Source organism: Yeosuana aromativorans (genome assembly GCF_014646655.1).
In the GTDB taxonomy this organism is placed as follows: domain Bacteria; phylum Bacteroidota; class Bacteroidia; order Flavobacteriales; family Flavobacteriaceae; genus Yeosuana; species Yeosuana aromativorans.
Genome location: NZ_BMNR01000004.1, coordinates 64,457 through 85,941, shown reverse-complemented (window position 1 = coordinate 85,941; position 21,485 = coordinate 64,457). Strand labels below are relative to the sequence as shown.

The following is a 21,485-nucleotide window of genomic DNA, read 5'->3' as shown; positions in this document are numbered from 1 at the left end:
TGATAATTAATAAAAAAGGATATGATAGATATAGATCATAGTGATTTTAAAGTAACAAGTACAATTTCTTTAAAAAACTCAAAAACAAATTTTGATTTAGGGGTTTCTGAAAAAAAGATAGATAAAGCATTGGAATCCGTTAGAAAAAAATTAGGAAAACTTCAAGATACCATGTACGCGCAAGGCAAATATGCTGTTCTGGTGTGTTTGCAGGGCATGGATACCGCTGGAAAAGACAGCTTGATTCGTGAGGTATTTAAAGATTTTAATGCCAGAGGTGTTGTGGTGCATAGCTTTAAAGTTCCTACTGAACTGGAGTTAAAACACGATTATTTGTGGCGTCATTATATTGCACTTCCTGCGCGCGGAAAGTTTGGTGTTTTTAATAGAACACATTATGAAAACGTGTTGGTAACGCGTGTGCATCCTGGGTATATTCTTTCAGAGAATATTCCAACCATACATTCTGTAGAAGACATTAATGATGCTTTTTGGGAAAAACGGTTTGAACAGATCAACAATTTTGAAAAGCATATTGCTGAAAGTGGCACCATCATTTTTAAATTCTTTTTAAACCTGTCAAAAGACGAACAAAAACACCGATTGCTTCGCAGATTGGACAAACAGGAAAAAAACTGGAAATTTTCACCAGGTGACCTCAAAGAGCGTAAGCTATGGGATACTTACCAAGAATGTTATGAAGACGCCATCAATAGAACGTCTAAACCGCATGCCCCTTGGTACAATATTCCTGCTGATGATAAGTCAACGGCCAGATATATTGTTGCAAAAATTATGTATGACACCTTAAGCAATCATGATGATATTCAAGAACCTGAGCTTGATGATGAGATTAAAGCAAATATTAAAAGTTATAAAGAACAGCTTAAAAGTGAGTAGTTTTTTATGATTTCTTTTGGATTTTAATCTCATATTAAAAGGTATATTTGAAATTAAAAATATTGCATGCACATTCACAAACTATTCATTTTAATAGTGTTATTGGCTTTTTCAAACACTGTCAGTTCCCAAACTGATGAAACAGTCATCAAGGATATATACCACACATCATTAACTAATGGAAAAAGTTATGAGTGGCTTGAATATCTGACTAAGCAAATAGGTAGTAGATTGTCAGGTTCTTTAGGAGCAGAAAGAGCCGTGACATGGACAAAAGAAGAACTTGATAAATTGGGCTTGGACAGAGTTTGGTTGCAACCGGTTATGGTGCCCAAATGGGTTCGTGGAGCCAAAGAATATGCATATATTGAAAGTGCCGCTGGAAAAACAACCAGTGTTAATATTTGTGCACTTGGCGGTTCTGTGCCAACGCCAGCTTTGGGTGTTAAGGCCAATATTGTTGAAGTTCATGATTTTGAACAGTTGGCAGCATTGGGAACAGCTGGTATTGAAGGAAAAATTGTATTTTATAATAGGCCCATGCAGACCGATTTGATAAACCCGTTTGATGCTTATGGCAAAGCAGGAGACCAACGGAGGCAAGGAGCTTTTGAAGCTTCAAAATATGGTGCGGTTGGTGTGATAGTCAGATCGTTAAATTCACGATTGGATGATCTGCCCCACACTGGAAATATGAGCTATCGTGATTTGCCAGAAAGCAAACGCATTCCAGCTGCTGCGATAAGTACTAATGATGCGGAATTGTTAAGCACTATGTTAAAGCTTGATGACAACATTAAGTTTTATTTTAAGCAAAACTGTAAACAGTTCAATGATGTACAGTCTTACAACGTGATTGGGCAAATTACGGGCAGTCAATTTCCTGATGAGTATATGGTTGTTGGGGGCCATTTAGATTCTTGGGATTTGGGAGATGGTGCTCATGATGACGGTGTTGGTGTTGTGCAATCAATGGATGTACTGAGATTATTTAAGGAATTGGGGATTAAACCCAAACGCACTATCAGAGTGGTCTTGTTTATGAATGAGGAAAATGGATCACGGGGTGGAACAAAATATGCTGAAGAAGCCAAACGCAATAATGAAAATCACATTTTTGCTTTGGAAAGTGATTCAGGAGGATTTACACCAAGAGGGTTTTCATTTGATTGTAACGATGCACAATTTGGTAACATAGCCCAATGGGAGCCGTTGTTTAAACCTTATTTAATCCATTATTTTGAAAAAGGCGAATCAGGAGCAGATGTGGGACATTTAAAAAATGGAACCACAGTTCTAGCTGGTTTATTTCCAGACCCACAACGGTATTTTGACTATCATCATGCCAGTAATGACACGTTTGATGCTATTGATAAACGCGAGCTTGAATTAGGAACAGCCACCATGGCGTCTTTACTGTATTTAGTTGATAAATACGGAATTAAGTAATTTAATTTAGCATGAAGCAGTTCGTATTACTATTGGTTTTTATTAGTTTTGGAATGCAATCACAAACCAAGTTGAAAACAGAATTGCCATATTATGAAATCCCTGATTATCCTGAAAGCTTTACAGCAGGTTCAGTAGCAGCACGCATGCTGGACGGTTTGGGTTTTAGATATTATTGGGCTACTGAAGGCTTGCGCATTGAAGATTTGGCTTTTAGGCCTAATGATATGGCACGTACCACTGCTGAGACCATTGACCATATTTATGGATTGTCTCAAGTGATTGTTAATGCGACACTTAAAAAATCAAATGACAATAATAATCAAAGTCTTGAAATGTCTTTTGAAGAAAAGCGAAAGCAAACCCTACAGAACATAAAAACAGCTGCGGATATATTGAGAACGTCTGATGATATTTCCCAGTTCAAATTGATTTTCGGAACGCGTGAATTCCCGTTTTGGAACAATCTTAATGGTCCTATTGAAGATGCGGTTTGGCATTGTGGACAAATTGTTTCCTTTAGGCGAAGCTCTGGAAATCCTTATAATTCAAAAGCCAGTGTCTTTACTGGAAAGGTTAAAAACTGATCTATTCTAATTCCAACTAATATTTTAATTTTTAGTATGATAAAAGTCATTTTTTATGTGACTTTAAAATAAGACCTTTTTAGACAATTGTGTTGTCTAACTAAAATCATACTATTATGAATCCCATCATGCTTTTCTTTATTATTGTGGCTTTATTTCTACTATCCGGAATACGCATCATTTTTGAATATAAACGTGCTCTAAAATTTAGGTTCGGTAAATATGTGCATACACTTAAACCTGGTTTTAAATGGATCATACCGTTTATAGAAACCATTCAAGTGGTTGATATTCGGGTTATTACCATAAATATTATATCTCAAGAAGTGATGACTGAAGATAACGTGCCATGTAGTATTGATGGTGTTGTGTTTTTTAAAATAACGAATCCAGAAAAAGCCGTTCTGGAAGTTGAGGAATACAAATATGCCATTACACAACTATCCCAAGCAGCCTTAAGAGATGTGTGCGGTAAAGTAGAGTTGGATACCATTTTGTCCAAACGTGAGGAAATGGGAAAAAACATAAAAAAGATTGTAGAACACGAAACCAACCACTGGGGCATTGAAATTATTGATGTTAAGATAAAAGACATACAATTACCTGAAAATATGCGTCGTATGATGGCCAATCAAGCCGAGGCGGAACGCAATAGACGAGCCAAAATTATTTTGGCATTGGCTGAAGAACAAGCTGCCGGTAAGCTATTGGAAGCAGGTAAGTTGATCGATCAGTCGCCATCAGCAATTAAATTAAGATTATACCAAACCTTGTCTAACATAGCGGCTGAGAAAAACTCAACCATTTTGTTCCCATTCCCAGAAGAAGCTTTGCCTAGACGAAAAGGGAAAAAACAAGAATAGTAGATTATTATAGGATGATTTATTTTAATTCTTCATCAATATGTTGGAGAACCCTTTCGCAGCTATGTATTAATTCTTGATAATAGCCATTGCTGGCACTTTGATTAAAAGCGGTTGCAGCAATGGCTTTTACAAACATTTTAAACCTTGGATCGTTTTTGTCATTTAAAAAGGCATAATCTTGTTCATTAAGCATGTCTGGTGATGTAAAAATATCTGAAACACCATCATTAAATTTCAAAAAATCTGTTTGTATGGTTTCTGCTGTGGCAACCGTAATCATCCATTGGCCTATTCCAGAAAATAAAGCACTTTTTTGATCATATTCACTATACAGATCAATGATTTCATCTTTTAACTCCAAATTTTGAATCAGTCCCAAAGTCCCTGAACTGACCATGCCCCTGTAGGTGTTGTCATTTGGAGAAAACACTTGGTCTAAAGCTTTGTCATAAATCGCGCCGATGTATTTAACTTGCTTTATATTGTCAATACCATGATATATTGTATCAAGCGCCCTTTTAATATCTTCTCGCAAAGCTTTATTTGAAGTGATTATGCTTCTAAAATTAATGGTGTCTTGAACGATATCACGATGAATTCTGAATAAAAAATCCTTGCCCAAGTGATGGTCTTTTGTTTTTTGGTTCCAGTTGTTTACCTGTAAAGCAATCAAAATCCCAATGACCACGAGAACAATTTCACCAATGGCGTATTTTAGGTAGTTGGTGGTTTTGCCTTCTTTGAGAAGGTTTTTACGGATATTTCGGAAGAGTTTTATCATTGCTTTAATTTAATTTTTCTATTTCTCTTGAAATACCTTCAATTAGATTTTTAAGTTCTGATTTTAAATCCTGACTTCTTCTAACACCATCGGATCGCATTACAATTAAGCTGGTAACAATGTTTTTAAATTCAGCAGTTTTCATCAATTTATTATAATCATTTGGGAATGCATTATTATTTTTTATATCGCGTTCTAAATTTTTGGAACAAAATGGATGAACAACAGCAGTAGAGTAATTCCACTCTGATTTGTCATAGTCATTTACCAGAAACTCTAAGTCTCTGTCATACATTCTTATAATTCTTTTTTTAAGACTGTCATTGGATATAAGTTCAGCACCCAAAGTTTTTAAAGTGTCAAATGCGGAATAATTAAAATATGGACTCACCCAATGTTCTAATTGCCCAAAATAAAAATCTAAAGACTTATTATACGGTAGGTTATTATTGATATGGTCTAATAGAATTGTATAGTTGTCAACAAATTTTTCATTTCTTTGGATCATATCATTTATTTCATGCAGTGATTCTTGCAAGCTTGCTCGTATCTCTGTAAGCATTGAAACTTCAAGATTTTTGTATTTTCTTTGCTCATTCCAATTATTGATTTGGAGCGCAATCAAAATCCCAATAACAACTAGTACAATCTCTCCAATGGCGTATTTAACGTAGTTGGTGGTTTTGCCTTCTGATAATAGTTTTTTTCGAATATTTCTAAAAAATTTAATCATTTTTTTTGTTTGTGTTTTTTAGAATATTATCAATTAATCCATTAATGTCATCTAATTTGTCTATTGAAGCAGTGAAGAAATACAGTTGTCCTTCCAGCATATTTTCATAATATAGCTGACTGAATAAAGAGGAAGGGTCAATTTTAAAAACAGACTTTTTGTTCCAAAAAACCATTCCGTAATTATCAACATTTTTAAAAGATATATATCTGTTCAAATAGTCGAAAACTTTATCATTATTAAACCTGATCATTTCATTATATTGACTTTCGGCTTCTTTTATAGTGGGGGACCACTTAAAGAGCAGGTTTCTTAAATGGGTATTTGTTATTAAATGAAGCCGTCCTGATTGAAGCAAATCGTTCAAAACACTACTGCTTGGATTAAATTCAGGCCAAGTAAGACTATAATAAATTAGGCTATCTGTATTGATTTTTTGAATTTCTGAGGAACTTTTTCCAAATAGACCCATCAGTTCTTTAACGGCATTTTTACTGATATTCAATTGATTGATTTTTACATGCATATTATTTTGAATTTGTAGTAATTCTTCCTGTAAGTTTGTTTTCACTATCTTTTCTTCGGCTCTGTTTTTTCTGTTTTCGTTCCAATTGTTTATTTGTAAAGCAATTAAAATACCAATAACCACAAGGACAATTTCACCAATGGCATATTTTAAGTAATTGGTTGTTTTACCTTCTGCTATAAGCTTTTTACGGATATTACGGAAGAGTTTAATCATAACTTAAAAGATTATTTACAAATAACTCAACCACCATTTATCCTTATTGTTGGCTTTATAAACCATATATTTTTTACAAAAAGGATAGAGAAGTAGTACAACACCAATCCAAACTAAATACACGACAAACAAGGAATAGCCATAGTTTATTAACTTGGTGTGTGTAAACACGTCTTTTGTTAAAATCATATCGTGCCAATTGCCACCAAAAAGCATCATTCCTATAATGGCAACTATATGAATGACCAATACATGCAAAAAGTAATAGAACAGAGGCACCCTACCGAAGACCAAAAAGAAATTGGTCAGCTTATTTTTTACTGATTCAATTCCATATAAAAACAACAATGCAGGTCCCATTGTTATTAATACGTAATCTAATGAAGGTGGATATTTGGTAACATTGAAGAAGGATAATATGGTTTTGGTAGTGGTATCTTGAACGGACCATGGCACCAAATCGCCATAAATATTAATACCTCTAATTATAAAGAATATAGCAATAGAAGTAACGCCAATAATTAACAACCATTTTTTTCTGATTTTTACATCAAAATCTTTTGCATAAAACTGTCCAAAACAGTAGCCCAAAACCATGATGCCAATCCAAGGCAAAACGGGATAATATATACCAATATCCTGATTGTTTCCAAAAGGGATAAAATTTGGTTGATGCAGTAAGTACCAAACAATGTCTGTTAAGCCATTGCCATTTCTAACAATTCCATCTAAAGTGTTATGCCCAAAAACAATTATTAAACCAACAATCACCAGTGTTTTTTTTGGTAAATAAATTAGAAATGAAAGTGTTATCATGCTAAAGCCAATGGCCCAAATAACTTGAAGAATAAGCCTGCTAAACGTGATGTCAAATTTCCAAATGAGATTGTTTACTATAATTTCTAAAAAAATCAACCAAATACCACGGGTCAATAAAAATTTAAACAGCTCGTTCTTGGTTTTTTTACTACCATAAAGAAAAGCAGAGGTCCCTGCCAAAAACACAAATACCGGAGCGCAATAATGGGTTATAAAACGCGTAAAAAACAAAAAGGGTGTTGTGGTTTCTAAATTGGTTGGGTCGCTAAAAAACGATCCATAATAAAAATAATCACGGACATGGTCTAATGCCATGATCACCATTACCACACCTCTTAATATGTCAATGGATTCTATACGGTTGGTTTTAATTTTCATATTTGTTTTTAATCTATTCCTACTGTACCATTTACCGATTCAAATAATTTTTTAGAATCATAACCAACACCGTTTCTAAATACATACTGTACTTTTCTAATATCACTGATGTTTTTTGAAGGATCTCCATCTATTAAAAGCACATCAGCATTTTTACCAATTTCTAAAGTTCCTATAGTAAGATCAAAACCTAATGCTATAGCACCATTTAAGGTTGCTATTTTTATAGCTTCTAAAGGGGTAAATCCGTCAGCTTCAACTAATAATTCAATGGTCCGCCAAGTTCCATATCCAGCTAAGGTTCCTCCATTTCCTGTGGGATCCGTTCCAACTGTAAGCAAACCTCCCATATCATAAAATTGCTTTTCCATTTTGGCATTATTTTCATAAGCTTTGTCCATATAATAAGGTGTAGTTACCTGTTTGAATCTTTTCAGAAAACTTAAATAGTTATTTTTTGTATCTGGTGACATGGCATTAAGAACGATATTTGAAGTTTCAGGTTGCGTAGTTATAAATCCTTCTAAAACTGCTAGTGTAGAAGTAATACCAACTTTTTTATCAATTAAAAATTGCATCAAATCTTTTACCTCGCTACTGGTAGTATCTAAATCAGCAATCGACTGATCTCCTGTTGTCGGACATTCATTTTCTTTTTTATCAGACACAAAATCAGTGCTTGCAAAAAAGCCATGCTCTAAATTATCAATGCCCAACTCAGCAGCTTCACGATAGGTAATCGCACATAAATGACCTGTAATTTTCAAATCTCGCTTATGAACGGCGTCAATAGCTGCTTTTAACATTTGTTTATCAATAGCCATATAAGCCTTGAAAGATGTAAAACCCTGATCTGCCCAGTAATTAACAAATGCAATGGCATCTTCCGGATTTTTTAACTCATTCATTTGAGGGAACATAGCTTCTTTTCCTTCCAGATAAGGTGCCGTAATATCAATGTTGGGTCCGGGATATAATCCAGATTCTATATCTTTTTTGATTCTTAAATCTGAATATGGTTCTATACTTCCACAAGTTCTTATGGTTGTAGCTCCAGAGGCAAAATAAAGACGTGGAAAACTGATAGGTAATTGTTTCGTGTTTGGATATGGCGTAGTACTTGATGGCATATACATATGTTCATGAAGCATCACCAATCCAGGCATGACTGTTTTGTTGCTTCCATCTATAACCAATGTGTTTTTTGGAATTTTAACTGTTGAATTATCCCCTAATTGTACAATTTTACCTTGACTGAAAACCAGTGTTTGATTTTGTTTTTCAGGTGCGCCAGTTCCGTCAATAATGGTTACATTTTTAATGGCAACGGTGTTTGTGTCTACGGTTGTAAATTTTTTAACCTCTTGTGAAAAATTTTGAGCAAACACCAAATTGCCTATCAACAAGAGCATTATTATTTCAAACCCATAGACTTTTTTTGAAAAGGATTTCATTATTATCATACTTTTTTAAAATTGAAAATAAATAAACTGTTCGCCACTACCTTGAGCAATGACAATCAAGAAAAACATAAAAGCCCATACTGCCCCAAGAGCCCATGGATGCATTTTTTTTGATACGGCTTCAACCGAGGTGTTTCTCATAAACCAATGGCACAGAAACAAAATTCCAATGATAATGCCTACTTTTAGAATATCAAAAGAGGCTAAAACTTTGTCGCCATCAGGATTTAGATAAAACATGGATGTTATCATGTTCCAAGCGGTTTTAAATTCCCTGGCCCTAAAAAACACCCAAGTAATATTAACGCAGGTAAATGTTGTGAACGCTAAAAACATACCATTCCAAGCGGTTATTTTAAAGGGAATATATTTACGTTGTAATCGTTCTAAAATGAGATACGTACCGTGTAAACCACCCCAAACTATAAAGGTCCACGCTGCACCATGCCAAAGACCACCCAACAGCATGGTTATCATGAGAGCGGCATACATTCTTGCCACACCATGTCTGTTTCCGCCCAATGGAATGTACAAATAGTCTCGTAACCAAGTTGATAAAGTGATGTGCCAGCGTTTCCATAAATCTGAAAAGCCCAATGAACCATAGGGATATTTAAAGTTGTCTGGTAAAATGATGCCTAGCATTAAAGCAATTCCGATGGCACAGGTTGAATAGCCCGCAAAATCAAAAAATATCTGTCCCGAAAATGCCAAGGTTCCCATCCAAGCATCCCAGAAATTCAATATTTTACCGGCACCATAGACTTTATCAACAGTATCTGAAAGTAACGTGTCAGCCATGACCACTTTTTGAAATAGTCCTAGAGTCAGTAAAAACAAGCCCCAAATAAATTGATTGACCGTAGCTCTTTTTTCTTCATAAAATTGAGAAATTAAATCTTGTGCCCTTACAATTGGGCCCGCCACCAGTTGTGGAAAGAAGGTAACATATAAAGCAAAATCCAGGAATGTTTTAGCACGTTCCGTACGTTTTAAATACATGTCTATGGTGTAAGACATGGTTTGGAAGGTGTAAAAGGAGATTCCCATGGGTAGAATAATATCCATTTTGGCGGCATGATATCCGTAGCCATAACTGTTTACAACGGTAGTGAAATTGTCCAAAAGAAAATCACGGTATTTAAAAAAGGTTAAAAAACCCAAGTTGACCACCATGCTCAATAGCAACCAGTATAATCTTTTGCGTTTGTTCTCTTCTGTGGCCAGTTTTTTTCCTGTAACCCAATCTACTGCAGTTGATATCCATAGTAAGATGACTAAAGGTGGATTCCATAATCCATAAAACACGTAACTGGCAAAAAGCAACATGCGTTTTTTACCGGTCCAACTAAATAGTTTTGAATAGTATAGTGCGAGTACAATGACTAAAAAGACGACGAAACTTAATGAATTGAATAACATGATTAGTTGGTTTTAAGGTTGGTTAAAGCGCCATCGGCTTTCATAATTTTAATGAGTTCTTTTGTGAAAAACTGTGCATCTTTTGCTGCTAGATGCGACCATTCAGGACAAAAGAGGTCTTTAAATTGGCTATAATCTTGATAATTATATGCCTTCGCTTTAGTTTTGGTTACAAGCTCGTCCCAGAACTGTTCTTTTGAAAATGCCTTACTTTCTATTTCTTTAAATAGACCTGATGATGGACATCTTACCAATATTAAATTGCCTCCTCTTTTCTTGAATTTTTCAGCTAGTTCAACAAAGGCATTGGTTGTGGATTCTTTATCTGGTGGCGGCATGTCGCCAGAAAGTAAGGAAGTCCAAACTTTTTTTACGGTATTGGCATAAGCTGTATCTGTTACCATTCTTTCAGGCATTTTCATATGTCTGTCAAGTGAAATATCTTCAAAATTATTGAATGGTGGATAAGCAGGACCTTCTCTTGTTCCAATATGAATTTGCTTAAGTAGTGTTTTTAAATCAACATCTGAATCCCAACTTTCGTCACCATCACGTATAAAAGCAAGATTTTGTTGTAAAGGCACTGATAACTTATGATTTAATATTTGTGCATAGGTTCTTTTTTTATCATAGTCAACTAAAGATTGGGAACGTTTATTAAACGGGGCTTCTGGATTGGCAGAAGCAAAAAACAACGGAGGAGTTACGCCAACCAAAAGAGTTCCATTAAACGTTGTGTTTTCGACAATATCCCTAAAAACAGGTATTGGCGAAGCGCCCTGGGTTGCTAATTCAATAGCATTAGTGCCAGTTTCCTTTTCCCAAATGTCCAATTGTATGTCATATAGAATTCTTGAAGATCCAATAAAAACAACGGTTTTATCGTCATAATTTTCAAGTTTTGCCCGCTGATTGGCCCATAAGTTTTTATTGTCATCAATATTTGGCTGAAGTCCTTGTGAACGCCAGTAGAATTCCCAAGCACTAATACTTATTACGCCAAGCGTAAAAGCAATAATTAAGGTTTGTTTTAAATTCATAATTGGTTGGTTTAAATTATTTTTAATTTTTATAAGATTGGAGATGACCATCTTCAATCATTTTAGTTACTATATCCTTAGTGTATTTTAAAGCGTCTGTATAATACATATGGGACCAATCAGGCAAGGTGTATTTAGACATAAACTCATAATCTTCAAAATGATAAGAGGGGCAATTGATCATTTTCATGAATGGATCATAAACTTTTTCCCGAGGTAACATTCTTTTAGTATGTTTATTCCATTCTTCTTCAGATTTGTGGCGCACAAAAATAATTTTACCACCACGAGCCTTAAAAAGATTTATGACATTACGATAGTATTCAAAAATTTCAGGCATATCATCTTTTATTGTTTCATATTCAGGTAAATAGGGGAGAAAACCGCTCCATACATATTGTATTTTTTTTGCAAAGTTTGGTTCGTTAATCATTGCAGGAAACATTATCAGGTTTCTATCTTCATCGTGATAACTGAAATTGTAAAGCATACGTTCTTCTTCAATTCTTCCTGGAATGTAAATTCTGTTTATTAGCGATTTTAAATCTAAATCATTGTAGAATTTAAGTTCAGATGATGTCAGCATTACTAAATGCCTTTGCAGTGGTTTTGATAGGAAATAACCAAGTTTTTGTGCATAGGTTTCGTCATGGTAATGATCTACCCATTTTTGAGCACCTTTCCACCATGTATTATTTGCTTTGTCAAACCAAAACACGGGTGTTATACCAATAACAATGGTTCCATTGAAGGATGTATTATGAACTATGTCATCTAAAAAGGGACCAGGTGGTTTTCCATCTGTAGAAAGATTTATAGGTTTTATACCTTGAACCTCTTCCCAAACATGGGTATTAAAATTAAAACCAGTTCTTGAAGAACCAATAAGAACAATATCTTGGGTGGTAGCCGTTTCTACTTTTGCCCTTTCTTTTGCCCACAGATACCTATCATCTTCTAAACCTGCTTTGAAATGATCTGTTTGAGAGCGCCAATACAATTCCCATATGCTCAAGCTTAATATACTTAGAGCTACAGCAATAATTAGGGTTGGTTTTAAATTCATGGTTGGTTGGTTGGTTCTAGTTGGTCTTATAAATGTAATTAAAATGTTTTATTGTCTACATCCTCTATGAATTTAATTAAGCCATTAAAATATGTTTTTTGGTCATCGTATTGTGATAAGTGACTGCCATTGGTCAATAGAAAGCGTCCGTTCTGAACTTGGTGAGACATCCATTCCATGTATTTGGGGTCCATGGTGTCATATTTAGCGCCAATGACTAGAGTAGGAATGGCTAATGTTTTCAATCTATCTGACACATCCCAATTTTTTAAGGAGGCATTGCCCACCATGCCAAACTCACTGGGTCCTTGCATGTATAAATAGATATTGTAGTTGAGGTGCTCAAATAAAAGGTTAACCGATTTAGGCCATTTATCAAGAGGCATTCTTAAAATATGTTCGGTGTAATAATGGTTCATTAACAATTCTTCATATCGAGGATTGGTATAGTCTTTATTGGCTTCCAATGCTCTGATTTCGCTCAAGACGTCCTTTGGTAATTGAGGTCCTAATACTTCATTGGCATATTTTCCATACGCAGGAGCACTAGCCATCATATTAGAGATAATAAGCCCTTTAAGATGATCTTGGTATTTTAAGGCATACTCCATGGCCAAAATGCCGCCCCAAGATTGGCCGAGTAGATAAAAATTGTCTTTGTTGAGGTTTAAAGCTTGACGCACTTGTTCCACTTCCTCTACAAAACGGTCAGTGGTCCATAATTTGGAATCGTTTGGTTTATCGCTGTAATAAGAGTCCAACTGGTCATAATAAATATATTCAATGCCTTCTTTTGGTAAATAGCCGTCAAAACACCCAAACTCTTCATGGGTACCACCAGGTCCGCCATGAAGGAGCAAAACCTTCATTTTTGGGTTGTTGCCAATCCGTTTTGTATAAACATTAAATGTGCCTTTGGGCGTGGTAATGGGTATCATATTGATGCCGCCATCCAATTGATCCGGGCTATTGGAATAATCCATGTAATTCGGGTTGCAGTCAATATTTTCTTTTGAATGGTTACTGTCTTTACAACTAACAATGAGTGTTAATGATAATAGAAAATAAAAAAATGTGGTTTTCATAATGTTGGACTAATAGTTACTTTATTTCATTGGCTTTTAAAACCCGTAAAAAGTTTTTACCTAATATTTTATTGATTTCTTGTTTGTTGTAACCTCTTTCCAGTAATGCTTTTGTAATTAATGGATATTTAGAAACATCATCTAGTTCTTGTGGCGTAAGGTTAATACCATCAAAATCAGAGCCCAAACCAACATAATCAATACCAACTAACTTAACAATGTAATCAATATGGTCAATAAGCATGGACAGTGGCGGTCTCATAGTTTCCGCTTCAGCTGTATATTTTTTATAAAGGTAATCCAGTGAATACCAATCATCAAAACCGTTTTTCATTAAGGAGTCCATTTCGGTTTTATGGTTTTCTATAAAAATTGTTTCTTTTTTTTCAAAACTTGGGTCAATAAATCCGGGGTGAAAGTTAACTTGAATAACACCACCATTTCTGGCAATGGCTTTTATTTGGTCGTCTTTTAAATTACGACGGTGAAGAACTAAACTATATACGGAGCTATGTGAAGCTATTATTGGTTTTGAAGATAAACCAATGACGTCCCAAAAGGTCTGGTCGCCGGAGTGGCTCACGTCTATCATCATACCCAATTCATTCATTCGTTTTATAACTTGTTTGCCAAAGTCAGTCAGTCCTTTATGAGTTAAATTAGGATTGGTAACTTCATCGGCAGCACTTGTTGCCCAAGAAGGTGCAACATTATGTGTTAAGGTTAAATAACGAGCACCTCTATTGTATAATGCTTCTAATTTTGACAAGTCGTCTTCTATCATATGACCACCTTCAACACCAAACATGGCAGCTATTTTATGCCGTTTTACTGCCTTAATGAGCTCTTCATAATTGGAGACCTTTACAATTTTATCTGGATTTCTGGCAATAGCTGCATCTAGACTGTCCATTTCCCTATTTGCCAAGTCATAGGGATTTTTTGTGGCACCATCACTAAATACTGAAAATACTTGAACGTCCAGGCCACCTTTTTTCCAACGTGCTAAATCACTATGGGTTTTGCCTGATAGGTCTTGGTCAATTAAAAAACCATCATGGACCGTTTTCATTAAGATATCATTATGTGTATCAACTACAATTGCATTATTATGAATGTTTTTATAGGATTGCGCCATAAAGTATTGGGTTAAAAAAACAAAGAAAATTAATGTTTTAGTTTTCATTTTGCATATTATTTAAGACAATTTAATTCAAATTATTTATTGGTCTTTATTAATATTGATAAACGGACTTTTTAAAAGATACCAAAAGGCTTGTTTTTTTGGATGGTCAAACTCTTTTAAACCAAACGTAATTTGTTCAACAGGTTTGTGTTTGAATGTTCCAAATAGTCTATCCCACAAAATGAAAATATCGGCATAGTTTGAATTGGTGAAATGTTCATCCTGCTCATGGTGGACTTTATGTAGGTTTGGAGTTGTAAATATCCAACCAAGTGTTTTGTCCAGCCAATCCGGTAAATTAACATCAATATGCTCTATGACCAGAAAAGGTGTTACTACAAGAACATATAATCCTAAAGTTAGAAGATCTAGTCCAAATATGGCTGAAGCCACTATATTAGAGGTTCCGAACCAAAATAAGACCTCTATGGGATGTGCTCTAAAATAGGTAGTTGAATCCATATTCGTATCACTGTGATGTACCCGATGGAACCGCCACAAAATAGGTACATTGTGTGACATCCTATGGAACCAATAGGTTGTCAAATCTAACAAGGCAACTCCTAAAATTAGCTTTAGCCACACGGGTATTGTAATGTAATAAAAAAAGCCAATATGATTAGTGTTCAACCATTCTATGGAAGCAACTACAACAGCTGCCCAAAATAAATTAACAATAAAGGTCACAATTTCAAATGGTATATTATGAAGCAAGTGTTTCACCTTTTTTTCATTTGATAAAAGTTTTGAACTTAAAATTTGCTCAACGGTATAAAATAAGGCAATCAATGCATAAGCCAAATAATTGGTGTTGATACTGGTTATTTTATCTACAATTTCCATAGACAATTATTTTTTATCTGCGTCAGCCAGTTGTTTGGTGTCAACATATTGTTGAAAGGCTGTTATTTTCCCATTGTTAAGTGTCCAGAGATGTGCCGCTTGTACATTATATTTTGCACCATTTTTCTTTAATTTTCCATCATAGCGCAGCGTGGCAAGAACTTGATTGTTGGACATATCATGCAATTGGATATCTGCTAGTTTGAAGTATTCATGATCTTCGCCTATGCGAGAAAAGACTCCTTTTAAAACGGCATCAGGGCCTATATATGGGTTGCCATCTGCATAGCCGTTTCCTTCGGCTTCATTCCAAACAATATGGTCATCCATTGCGGCAAGTACCGCAGGAATATCACCAGTTCCAAACGCTTTGTATAAATTATCAATAATTCCTACGTTTTCAGGAGAAGACACAATGCCCAATTGTTGCATAAATACCATATTGTCCATAAAATCCTGTTCTTGGGCTATTTTGCCATCTTTCATTTTGACAAGGGTTACACCATCCACATCAACTGTTTTTCCAGTTGCTGGCATACCAAAAAAATCATCTGTATGGGTGCCCTTAAAGTTCCAGTGCTTTACTATTTTGTCACCTTGGCCAAAGACATCAACAATGGTAAAAGTTACATCGGAAAAACCATTGATGAAGTTTGAATAATAGTCTTTAAAAGCGTCTATGCCAACAATATTTTCTGGACTTGTTACAAGTGTAATGTCATCCGTGAAATTGGTGTTATTAATAAGGTCTAAGTTGGCATCATTGACAATATGATCCCAAATTTCAGAATACATTTTAATGTTCTTTTCAACTTTCGCATTTTCGCAAGATGTTAAGCCAATTAAAAGAATTGAAATGCAAGTGTATTTAAAAAAGGTTTTCATGGTTTGTAAGTTATTAGTTAGTATGGTTTAATTATTCATTATTGCTCCACATGCCGTAAATGGATATCCATTTACCTTCGGAGTTGCGTTTAAGTATTTCGGTATATTTTCCTGTGTCAGTTATAATAGCACCATCTTCTCCTTGAAACTTTAATTCAAAAGTCCCAATTTCATATCCTAAATCACCATCACTACTGGCATCAATTGTTTTTACTGAAGCATCAATCAAACCTGCATCTATGAGAGCTTGCCAATAATTTTTTATGTTTTCTCTTCCAGTTACAATCGGTTCATTTGGTGGTAAAAGTGACGCATTTTCATCATATAAATTGGCAGCGGCAGTGGCGTCTTTTGCTAATAGGGCCTTAGCAAAGTCGCGGTTCATTTGTCCCAATTGTTCTACTGTTGCGGTTTCTTTGGTTTTTTGGCCACAACTTATTATGGAAGTCGCCAATAATAATGCGACAATTCCTAGTGTTAAAAATTTTGTTGGTTTCATAGTTATTTCAATTAAAATGCTATTAAGTTTAGTTAATCAAATCAACAATATTTATCTGGCATTTAAACCAAAATCCTGCTCAACGGATTTATACCAGTCTTCATTACTCGCAGCGTTCCAGTCTATCCATTGCTCATCAGACATTGAAGCCCGCCATTGTATAAATGGTTCTGAATCTGGCCCAACAGGATGTCTTAATTTCCACGTGTTACTTTCTGAAATTTCCAATATTTTATCGGCTACCAAGGTTGGTTGTGTTGGTGTTTTAAGTGAGGCAGCAAAAAGGCCCCCAAAGCGGCTCACTTGTGGATAAATGGAATTGATGGTTTTGGCGCTTTTAATATCCTGGGCCATTTGTGTATTTATAATTCCGGGTTCTACTATAGCGACTCTTATGTCAAAAGGTTTTACTTCCTGTGCCAACGCCTCGCTTACTGCTTCTAGCGCAAATTTACTTGCGGCATAAGCTCCCAGCGGACTGTTAGAAATATGCCCTGAAACTGAGGCTACATTTATAATGCAACCATTTTGATTTTTCCTCATTATAGGAAGTATCTTTTTGGTACACCTAAGCACACCAAAATAGTTGGTTTCCATAATTGATTTAAAATCTTCCATGCTTAGTTCTTCTATAGATCCGTGACGTTCTATCCCGGCATTGTTTACCAAAACATCTACCTTGCCGTGTTTATCGATTATGGAATCAATACATTTTTTAACTGAGACATCAGAGTCTACATCCATTTCAGATATAGTAATATCCAAAGATTCATTTATTATTTTTTGTTTGAAATCACTAGCTTTAGATGGGTTACGCATCGTGGCAAATACTTTATAGCCTGCTCTTCCAAAGGCAAGAGCAGTTTCAAGACCTATGCCTTTACTTGTGCCTGTTATTAAAACTGTTTTCATTTTGATTGGTTTTTTGTGGGTTTTCAAAAACTCATGATTATTCTTCTGCACCATTTTTGAGTTGACTGTTATAATCATCAGCATCAAAATTGCCAATAGACTCTTTTATCAGGCCATTGTCATCCATTTGCCATAGCTCAAAACCACTTATTTTTACTTTGTTTACTGAACCATTTGGCCCAGTGTTGGTTCCTGTTAATGTCCAATGAAATTCTACACCTTTTGAAGTATTGATTAAACTATCCATAGAAACAACCATATCAGGAAATGCGTCCATGAAACTTTTAGCGTCTTTTGCTATAGAGATTCTACCAATAGAACTCTTGCCGTTGTTTATGGTCAATGAGCCATCTTCGGCAAAAAACAATGCCACTAATTCTGGTTTTTGACTGCACCAAGCCTGTGCATAACCTTTAGCGAAACTCATGGTCACTTCATTATTTTTTTCTGGGGTAAATGGTATTGAAGTAAACGAGGTGTTTACTATTTCCCAGCTGCCATTTTCTTTTTTTAAAGTAAAGTAATCCGTATCATGCAAGATGGGCACACCATATATAGAAGAAATGGCATCGGACTTTACAAGTGCTAAATTCTCATCGCTAAAATCAATTTTATAGCTAATGTCTCTTGTCATCATTTTTTCCATAGCCTTAAGCTCATCTTGTCCGGCCAGTGTTAAAAAATGTGCAATAGTTGTTTGGATTGCCGTTTCATCATTTGTAAAAGTGTGCTTCTTTACTTTGGTATGATCTTTATTGTTATAGGCAAAAGAATTTTGGCCAATAAGTATGCTCGGTTTCATTAAACTAAATGCTAAACAGGCATAGAGCGAAAATTTTAGAATTGTTTTCATTTTGGTTGGTTTTTTTAAGGTTTATTTTAAATTGGTTTTATTATGAGAAATGCGTCAACTTTTTTCGGTGTTTTTTAAAATTCATCAATCGTAACAGAAATATTGCTATAAAAGGCATCAAAGCTGTAATGAGCAACACATATTCCCAAGACATTGTTTCTTTAAAGGTGCCTACTAGTCCAGAGCCATAAGCACGACCCATATTTGATAGTGCCATAAACAGTGTAAACTGTGTGGCGGCAACAGTGTTCCAACACAGTTTCATGCAAGCGGCAAATAGGCCAATACAAAGAAATGTGTACATTAAATAGTATAATAGAACGAAACCGAAAATAACTTTACCATTCCCCCACAAACTGGGCATTAGTCCTAAAGCTCCTATTATAATAACTAATGTAATTAGGTAAAGGTTTGTCATTTTTTTAGTTCCAAAATAATCTACCAAATAGCCGCCTATAAACATGCCGAAAAAGCCACCAACTATCGTGGTGGATGAATACACTTGTGAGTAGGAGGTATTGGTCCAGTCTAATTCTTGAATGGTGAAAATAGGAAGTAAGGTATCGATCAATCCAAACATAAGCCCCAGGATGAAAATACCAATGCCCATTAACAAACTGGAAGGTAATATCATGACTTTAAAAAGATTTTTAAAAATCTGTTTCCAACTTTCCAGTTGAACTTTTTTTGAATTTTCAGACACGTCGCCTTTTGTCCAAGGCAGGAGTTTTTCGCCAGGTCGTTCTCTAAATAGTATGGGCACAAAAATGATACAAGCAACAGCAATACAAATGGATGATATGGCCATTGAAAAACCAATGGTATTTATTAAGGCCGTTGAAATGACAAGTGATAATGAGGTGCCAATTGTTTTAGAACCCCACATAAGACCATTAGCTCTAGCTTGCTGGTCTTCTGGAATCACATCTATAGCCATGCCGTCTGTCGCTACATCTTGAAACGCACCAAAAAAACTAATGAAAAATCCAGCAATCATAAGTCCTTTTAAATTGTTCAAAGGATCTGGAACAAACCCAATAGCCAAAAAACTTAAAATCAAGCCCAATTGGCCAAAAATAACCCATGGGCGTTTACGACCCATAGATAAAATGGTAAAACGATCCATGAGTGGGGCAATAAGGATTTTAAAACTCCATGGAATTCCAATGACAGCCACAAAACTTGCTATCTCAATAGGGGTTTTGTTATTCATGGCCAACCAAGCAGGTATAGCAAAAAAGGTTATACCCTCAGGGATACCTTGTGCTAAGTACAGAGCAGAGAATGTTAAATATCTCAGTACGGTATTCTCAGTTAAAAACCGATTTAGGTTTGTTTTGTTATCTATAGAGCTTTCAAAAGCCATGTTATTGGTTGGTTAGTTAGTGGTTGGTTATTTAAGTGCTATACTCTCTTAAGGTATCTTTTACATTTTGAAATGAGATGCCCAATTGACTTGTAGCCATATTATTTTGATAGATTATTTTTGCTTTGTTTTTTGGTGGTAGGCCATTTAACATCAATGATACGTCAGAAACGGAGTAGGTTTCGCTTGTGATTAAGAAGTTTTTACTATGTAAACCATCAATAGTAGCTGCTTTTAAAACGGCCTTTGCAACATCTTTTACATTGACAATGGCAAAATCGGCATCGGTGTCAAAAAGCATTTGTACAAATGGGTTTGGAGCGATTTTGTTTTTTAATAAAAATTGTAATCCAGTTGAAGTAGAATCTTCCCGGTTTGATAACGATTTCCCAAAAACGGCTACTGGTGAGACGCTGACGATTTCAAAATCAAGATTTGGATGTGTTTTTATAAATGTATTTACCGTTTCATTGGCTATAAATTTGGCTTGCGCATACGGGTGACTTTCTTTGCTCATAAAAGGCGTATCTTCCTCACTTATGGAATCTAATGCTGATTTTCCATCAGGAGGCAAAGGAAAGTTTGTGTTGTAAGCAGCAACGGAAGCTATAAATACCACTTTTTCTATACTGGGAATATCATTGACAACTTCCAAGAAATTTTCGGTGCCTTTAATGGTTGGAACAAACAATTCGGTTTGAGGATCTTTTACATCCAATTGAAATGGTGTGCCACCATGAATGACAATATCACAATCCTTTACAAATTCCCTTAAAACCGATTTATCTTCAACATTTAATTCACTAATGTACAAATGATCTGAATGCTCAAATTCCATTAAGTGTTTGTACTTGTTCTCATTGGTAATGTCAGTTGCAGAGACCTTAACCTCAAAACCATTATTTAAAAATGTTTTTGTGATATGGCTTCCTATAAAGCCAGAACCACCTATGATACCTACTTTTTTCATTATAAAAATTTTGTGCTATTTTTTATTCTGTTTGGGAGTCTTCATTGGCGTTTATCGCAAGTATATCCATCATTAACTTTGAGATATCCCAATATCCATCTTCCCTTACAATTTTACCATCTACAAATAGTGCAGTAATATGAGTAGGTATTACATACTGTTTTCCGTTTGCTTTTAATTGACCTTCCCAATGGCCCCAAAAATTCACCCACATTTCACCTTTATCAGTAATGACCCTTTCATATTCTACACTTTCAGGGTCATATTTCCAAGATGAAAATAATTTAGCGTCCTCTTTGTTTTGTTCAATTAATTGCGCTACCGTTTGAGCATCTTTTTCGGTCACATTATTTAATATTTTGGCATTATCGGCATAATAGGTTGCCATAGTGCTCCAATCTTGTTTTTGGTAAGCCTCAATGACTTTTTTGTACGTGTCAATTTCTGGAGATTGTTGTGTGTAGCGTTTGTTGCAGGAATAGAATAAAACAACTACAATTCCTAAAAGGAAGTGTTTTTTCATAGTGGTTGGTTTTGTTTTAAAAACCGGTTGAAATTCATCAACCGGTTTTAGGGTTGGTTAGGTTGTTTTAGGATATTTAAGTATCCTGTTCATTAAAATAACAGTTAATTAATTTCT

22 protein-coding genes are annotated in these 21,485 nt (G+C 35.1%); 4 read left to right on the top strand and 18 right to left on the bottom strand.

The window, feature by feature from the left end:
- The first annotated feature begins 21 nt into the window (after positions 1-21).
- From IEW94_RS09465 to IEW94_RS09450, 4 genes are all read left to right on the top strand, one after another.
- On the top strand, positions 22-900 hold the full coding sequence (locus IEW94_RS09465) for a PPK2 family polyphosphate kinase (protein ID WP_188652362.1): 879 nt from the start codon (positions 22-24) through the stop codon (positions 898-900).
- Between the two features lie 66 nt (positions 901-966).
- Positions 967-2,349, top strand: coding sequence for a M20/M25/M40 family metallo-hydrolase (locus IEW94_RS09460; protein ID WP_188652360.1), 1,383 nt, complete (start codon positions 967-969; stop codon positions 2,347-2,349).
- A gap of 11 nt (positions 2,350-2,360) precedes the next feature.
- A complete protein-coding gene (locus tag IEW94_RS09455) occupies positions 2,361-2,936 on the top strand; it encodes a hypothetical protein (RefSeq protein WP_188652358.1) in 576 nt (191 codons plus the stop codon).
- A gap of 116 nt (positions 2,937-3,052) precedes the next feature.
- On the top strand, positions 3,053-3,799 hold the full coding sequence (locus tag IEW94_RS09450) for a slipin family protein (protein WP_188652356.1): 747 nt from the start codon (positions 3,053-3,055) through the stop codon (positions 3,797-3,799).
- 19 nt (positions 3,800-3,818) lie between these two features.
- Here IEW94_RS09450 and IEW94_RS09445 read toward each other — a convergent pair whose 3' ends face one another.
- From IEW94_RS09445 to IEW94_RS09360, 18 genes are read right to left on the bottom strand one after another with little or no spacing between them, the layout of a single operon-like run.
- Entirely contained in the window at positions 3,819-4,583 is a 765-nt protein-coding gene (locus tag IEW94_RS09445; RefSeq protein ID WP_188652354.1) for a DUF6090 family protein, read from the bottom strand.
- 4 nt (positions 4,584-4,587) lie between these two features.
- A complete protein-coding gene (locus IEW94_RS09440) occupies positions 4,588-5,316 on the bottom strand; it encodes a DUF6090 family protein (RefSeq protein ID WP_188652352.1) in 729 nt (242 codons plus the stop codon).
- The gene (locus IEW94_RS09435) at positions 5,309-6,058 is read right to left on the bottom strand and encodes a DUF6090 family protein (protein ID WP_188652350.1); all 750 of its coding nucleotides are present in this window, start codon (positions 6,056-6,058) and stop codon (positions 5,309-5,311) included. The genes IEW94_RS09440 and IEW94_RS09435 overlap by 8 nt, the downstream gene beginning before the upstream one ends.
- A gap of 15 nt (positions 6,059-6,073) precedes the next feature.
- Positions 6,074-7,255 carry an acetyltransferase domain-containing protein gene (locus IEW94_RS09430; RefSeq protein ID WP_188652348.1) on the bottom strand — a complete coding sequence of 394 codons (1,182 nt, stop codon included), beginning with the start codon at positions 7,253-7,255 and terminating at the stop codon, positions 6,074-6,076.
- Positions 7,256-7,263: 8 nt separating this feature from the next.
- The gene (locus tag IEW94_RS09425) at positions 7,264-8,709 is read right to left on the bottom strand and encodes an amidohydrolase family protein (protein ID WP_188652346.1); all 1,446 of its coding nucleotides are present in this window, start codon (positions 8,707-8,709) and stop codon (positions 7,264-7,266) included.
- Between the two features lie 15 nt (positions 8,710-8,724).
- On the bottom strand, positions 8,725-10,140 hold the full coding sequence (locus tag IEW94_RS09420; RefSeq protein ID WP_188652344.1) for an MBOAT family O-acyltransferase: 1,416 nt from the start codon (positions 10,138-10,140) through the stop codon (positions 8,725-8,727).
- A gap of 2 nt (positions 10,141-10,142) precedes the next feature.
- Entirely contained in the window at positions 10,143-11,180 is a 1,038-nt protein-coding gene (locus IEW94_RS09415) for a hypothetical protein (protein ID WP_188652342.1), read from the bottom strand.
- A gap of 22 nt (positions 11,181-11,202) precedes the next feature.
- Positions 11,203-12,246, bottom strand: coding sequence for a hypothetical protein (locus tag IEW94_RS09410; RefSeq protein WP_188652340.1), 1,044 nt, complete (start codon positions 12,244-12,246; stop codon positions 11,203-11,205).
- A gap of 38 nt (positions 12,247-12,284) precedes the next feature.
- Complete coding sequence (locus IEW94_RS09405; protein ID WP_188652338.1) at positions 12,285-13,331, bottom strand: proline iminopeptidase-family hydrolase; 1,047 nt, start codon at positions 13,329-13,331, stop codon at positions 12,285-12,287.
- Between the two features lie 16 nt (positions 13,332-13,347).
- Positions 13,348-14,517 (bottom strand): dipeptidase, encoded by a 1,170-nt coding sequence (locus tag IEW94_RS09400; RefSeq protein ID WP_188652336.1) that lies wholly within the window; start codon positions 14,515-14,517, stop codon positions 13,348-13,350.
- 36 nt (positions 14,518-14,553) lie between these two features.
- Positions 14,554-15,360: a sterol desaturase family protein gene (locus IEW94_RS09395; RefSeq protein WP_188652334.1), complete on the bottom strand. Its 807-nt coding sequence runs from the start codon at positions 15,358-15,360 to the stop codon at positions 14,554-14,556.
- Positions 15,361-15,366: 6 nt separating this feature from the next.
- Entirely contained in the window at positions 15,367-16,245 is an 879-nt protein-coding gene (locus IEW94_RS16925; protein WP_229669499.1) for an ester cyclase, read from the bottom strand.
- 31 nt (positions 16,246-16,276) lie between these two features.
- Positions 16,277-16,744 (bottom strand): YybH family protein, encoded by a 468-nt coding sequence (locus IEW94_RS09385; protein ID WP_188652332.1) that lies wholly within the window; start codon positions 16,742-16,744, stop codon positions 16,277-16,279.
- 51 nt (positions 16,745-16,795) lie between these two features.
- Entirely contained in the window at positions 16,796-17,656 is an 861-nt protein-coding gene (locus IEW94_RS09380) for an SDR family oxidoreductase (protein WP_188652330.1), read from the bottom strand.
- Positions 17,657-17,693: 37 nt separating this feature from the next.
- Entirely contained in the window at positions 17,694-18,509 is an 816-nt protein-coding gene (locus tag IEW94_RS09375; protein WP_188652329.1) for an ester cyclase, read from the bottom strand.
- Positions 18,510-18,549: 40 nt separating this feature from the next.
- Positions 18,550-19,875: an MFS transporter gene (locus tag IEW94_RS09370; protein ID WP_188652327.1), complete on the bottom strand. Its 1,326-nt coding sequence runs from the start codon at positions 19,873-19,875 to the stop codon at positions 18,550-18,552.
- Between the two features lie 31 nt (positions 19,876-19,906).
- On the bottom strand, positions 19,907-20,845 hold the full coding sequence (locus IEW94_RS09365) for an NAD-dependent epimerase/dehydratase family protein (RefSeq protein WP_188652325.1): 939 nt from the start codon (positions 20,843-20,845) through the stop codon (positions 19,907-19,909).
- 22 nt (positions 20,846-20,867) lie between these two features.
- A complete protein-coding gene (locus IEW94_RS09360) occupies positions 20,868-21,368 on the bottom strand; it encodes a nuclear transport factor 2 family protein (RefSeq protein ID WP_188652323.1) in 501 nt (166 codons plus the stop codon).
- Between the last annotated feature and the right edge of the window lie 117 nt (positions 21,369-21,485).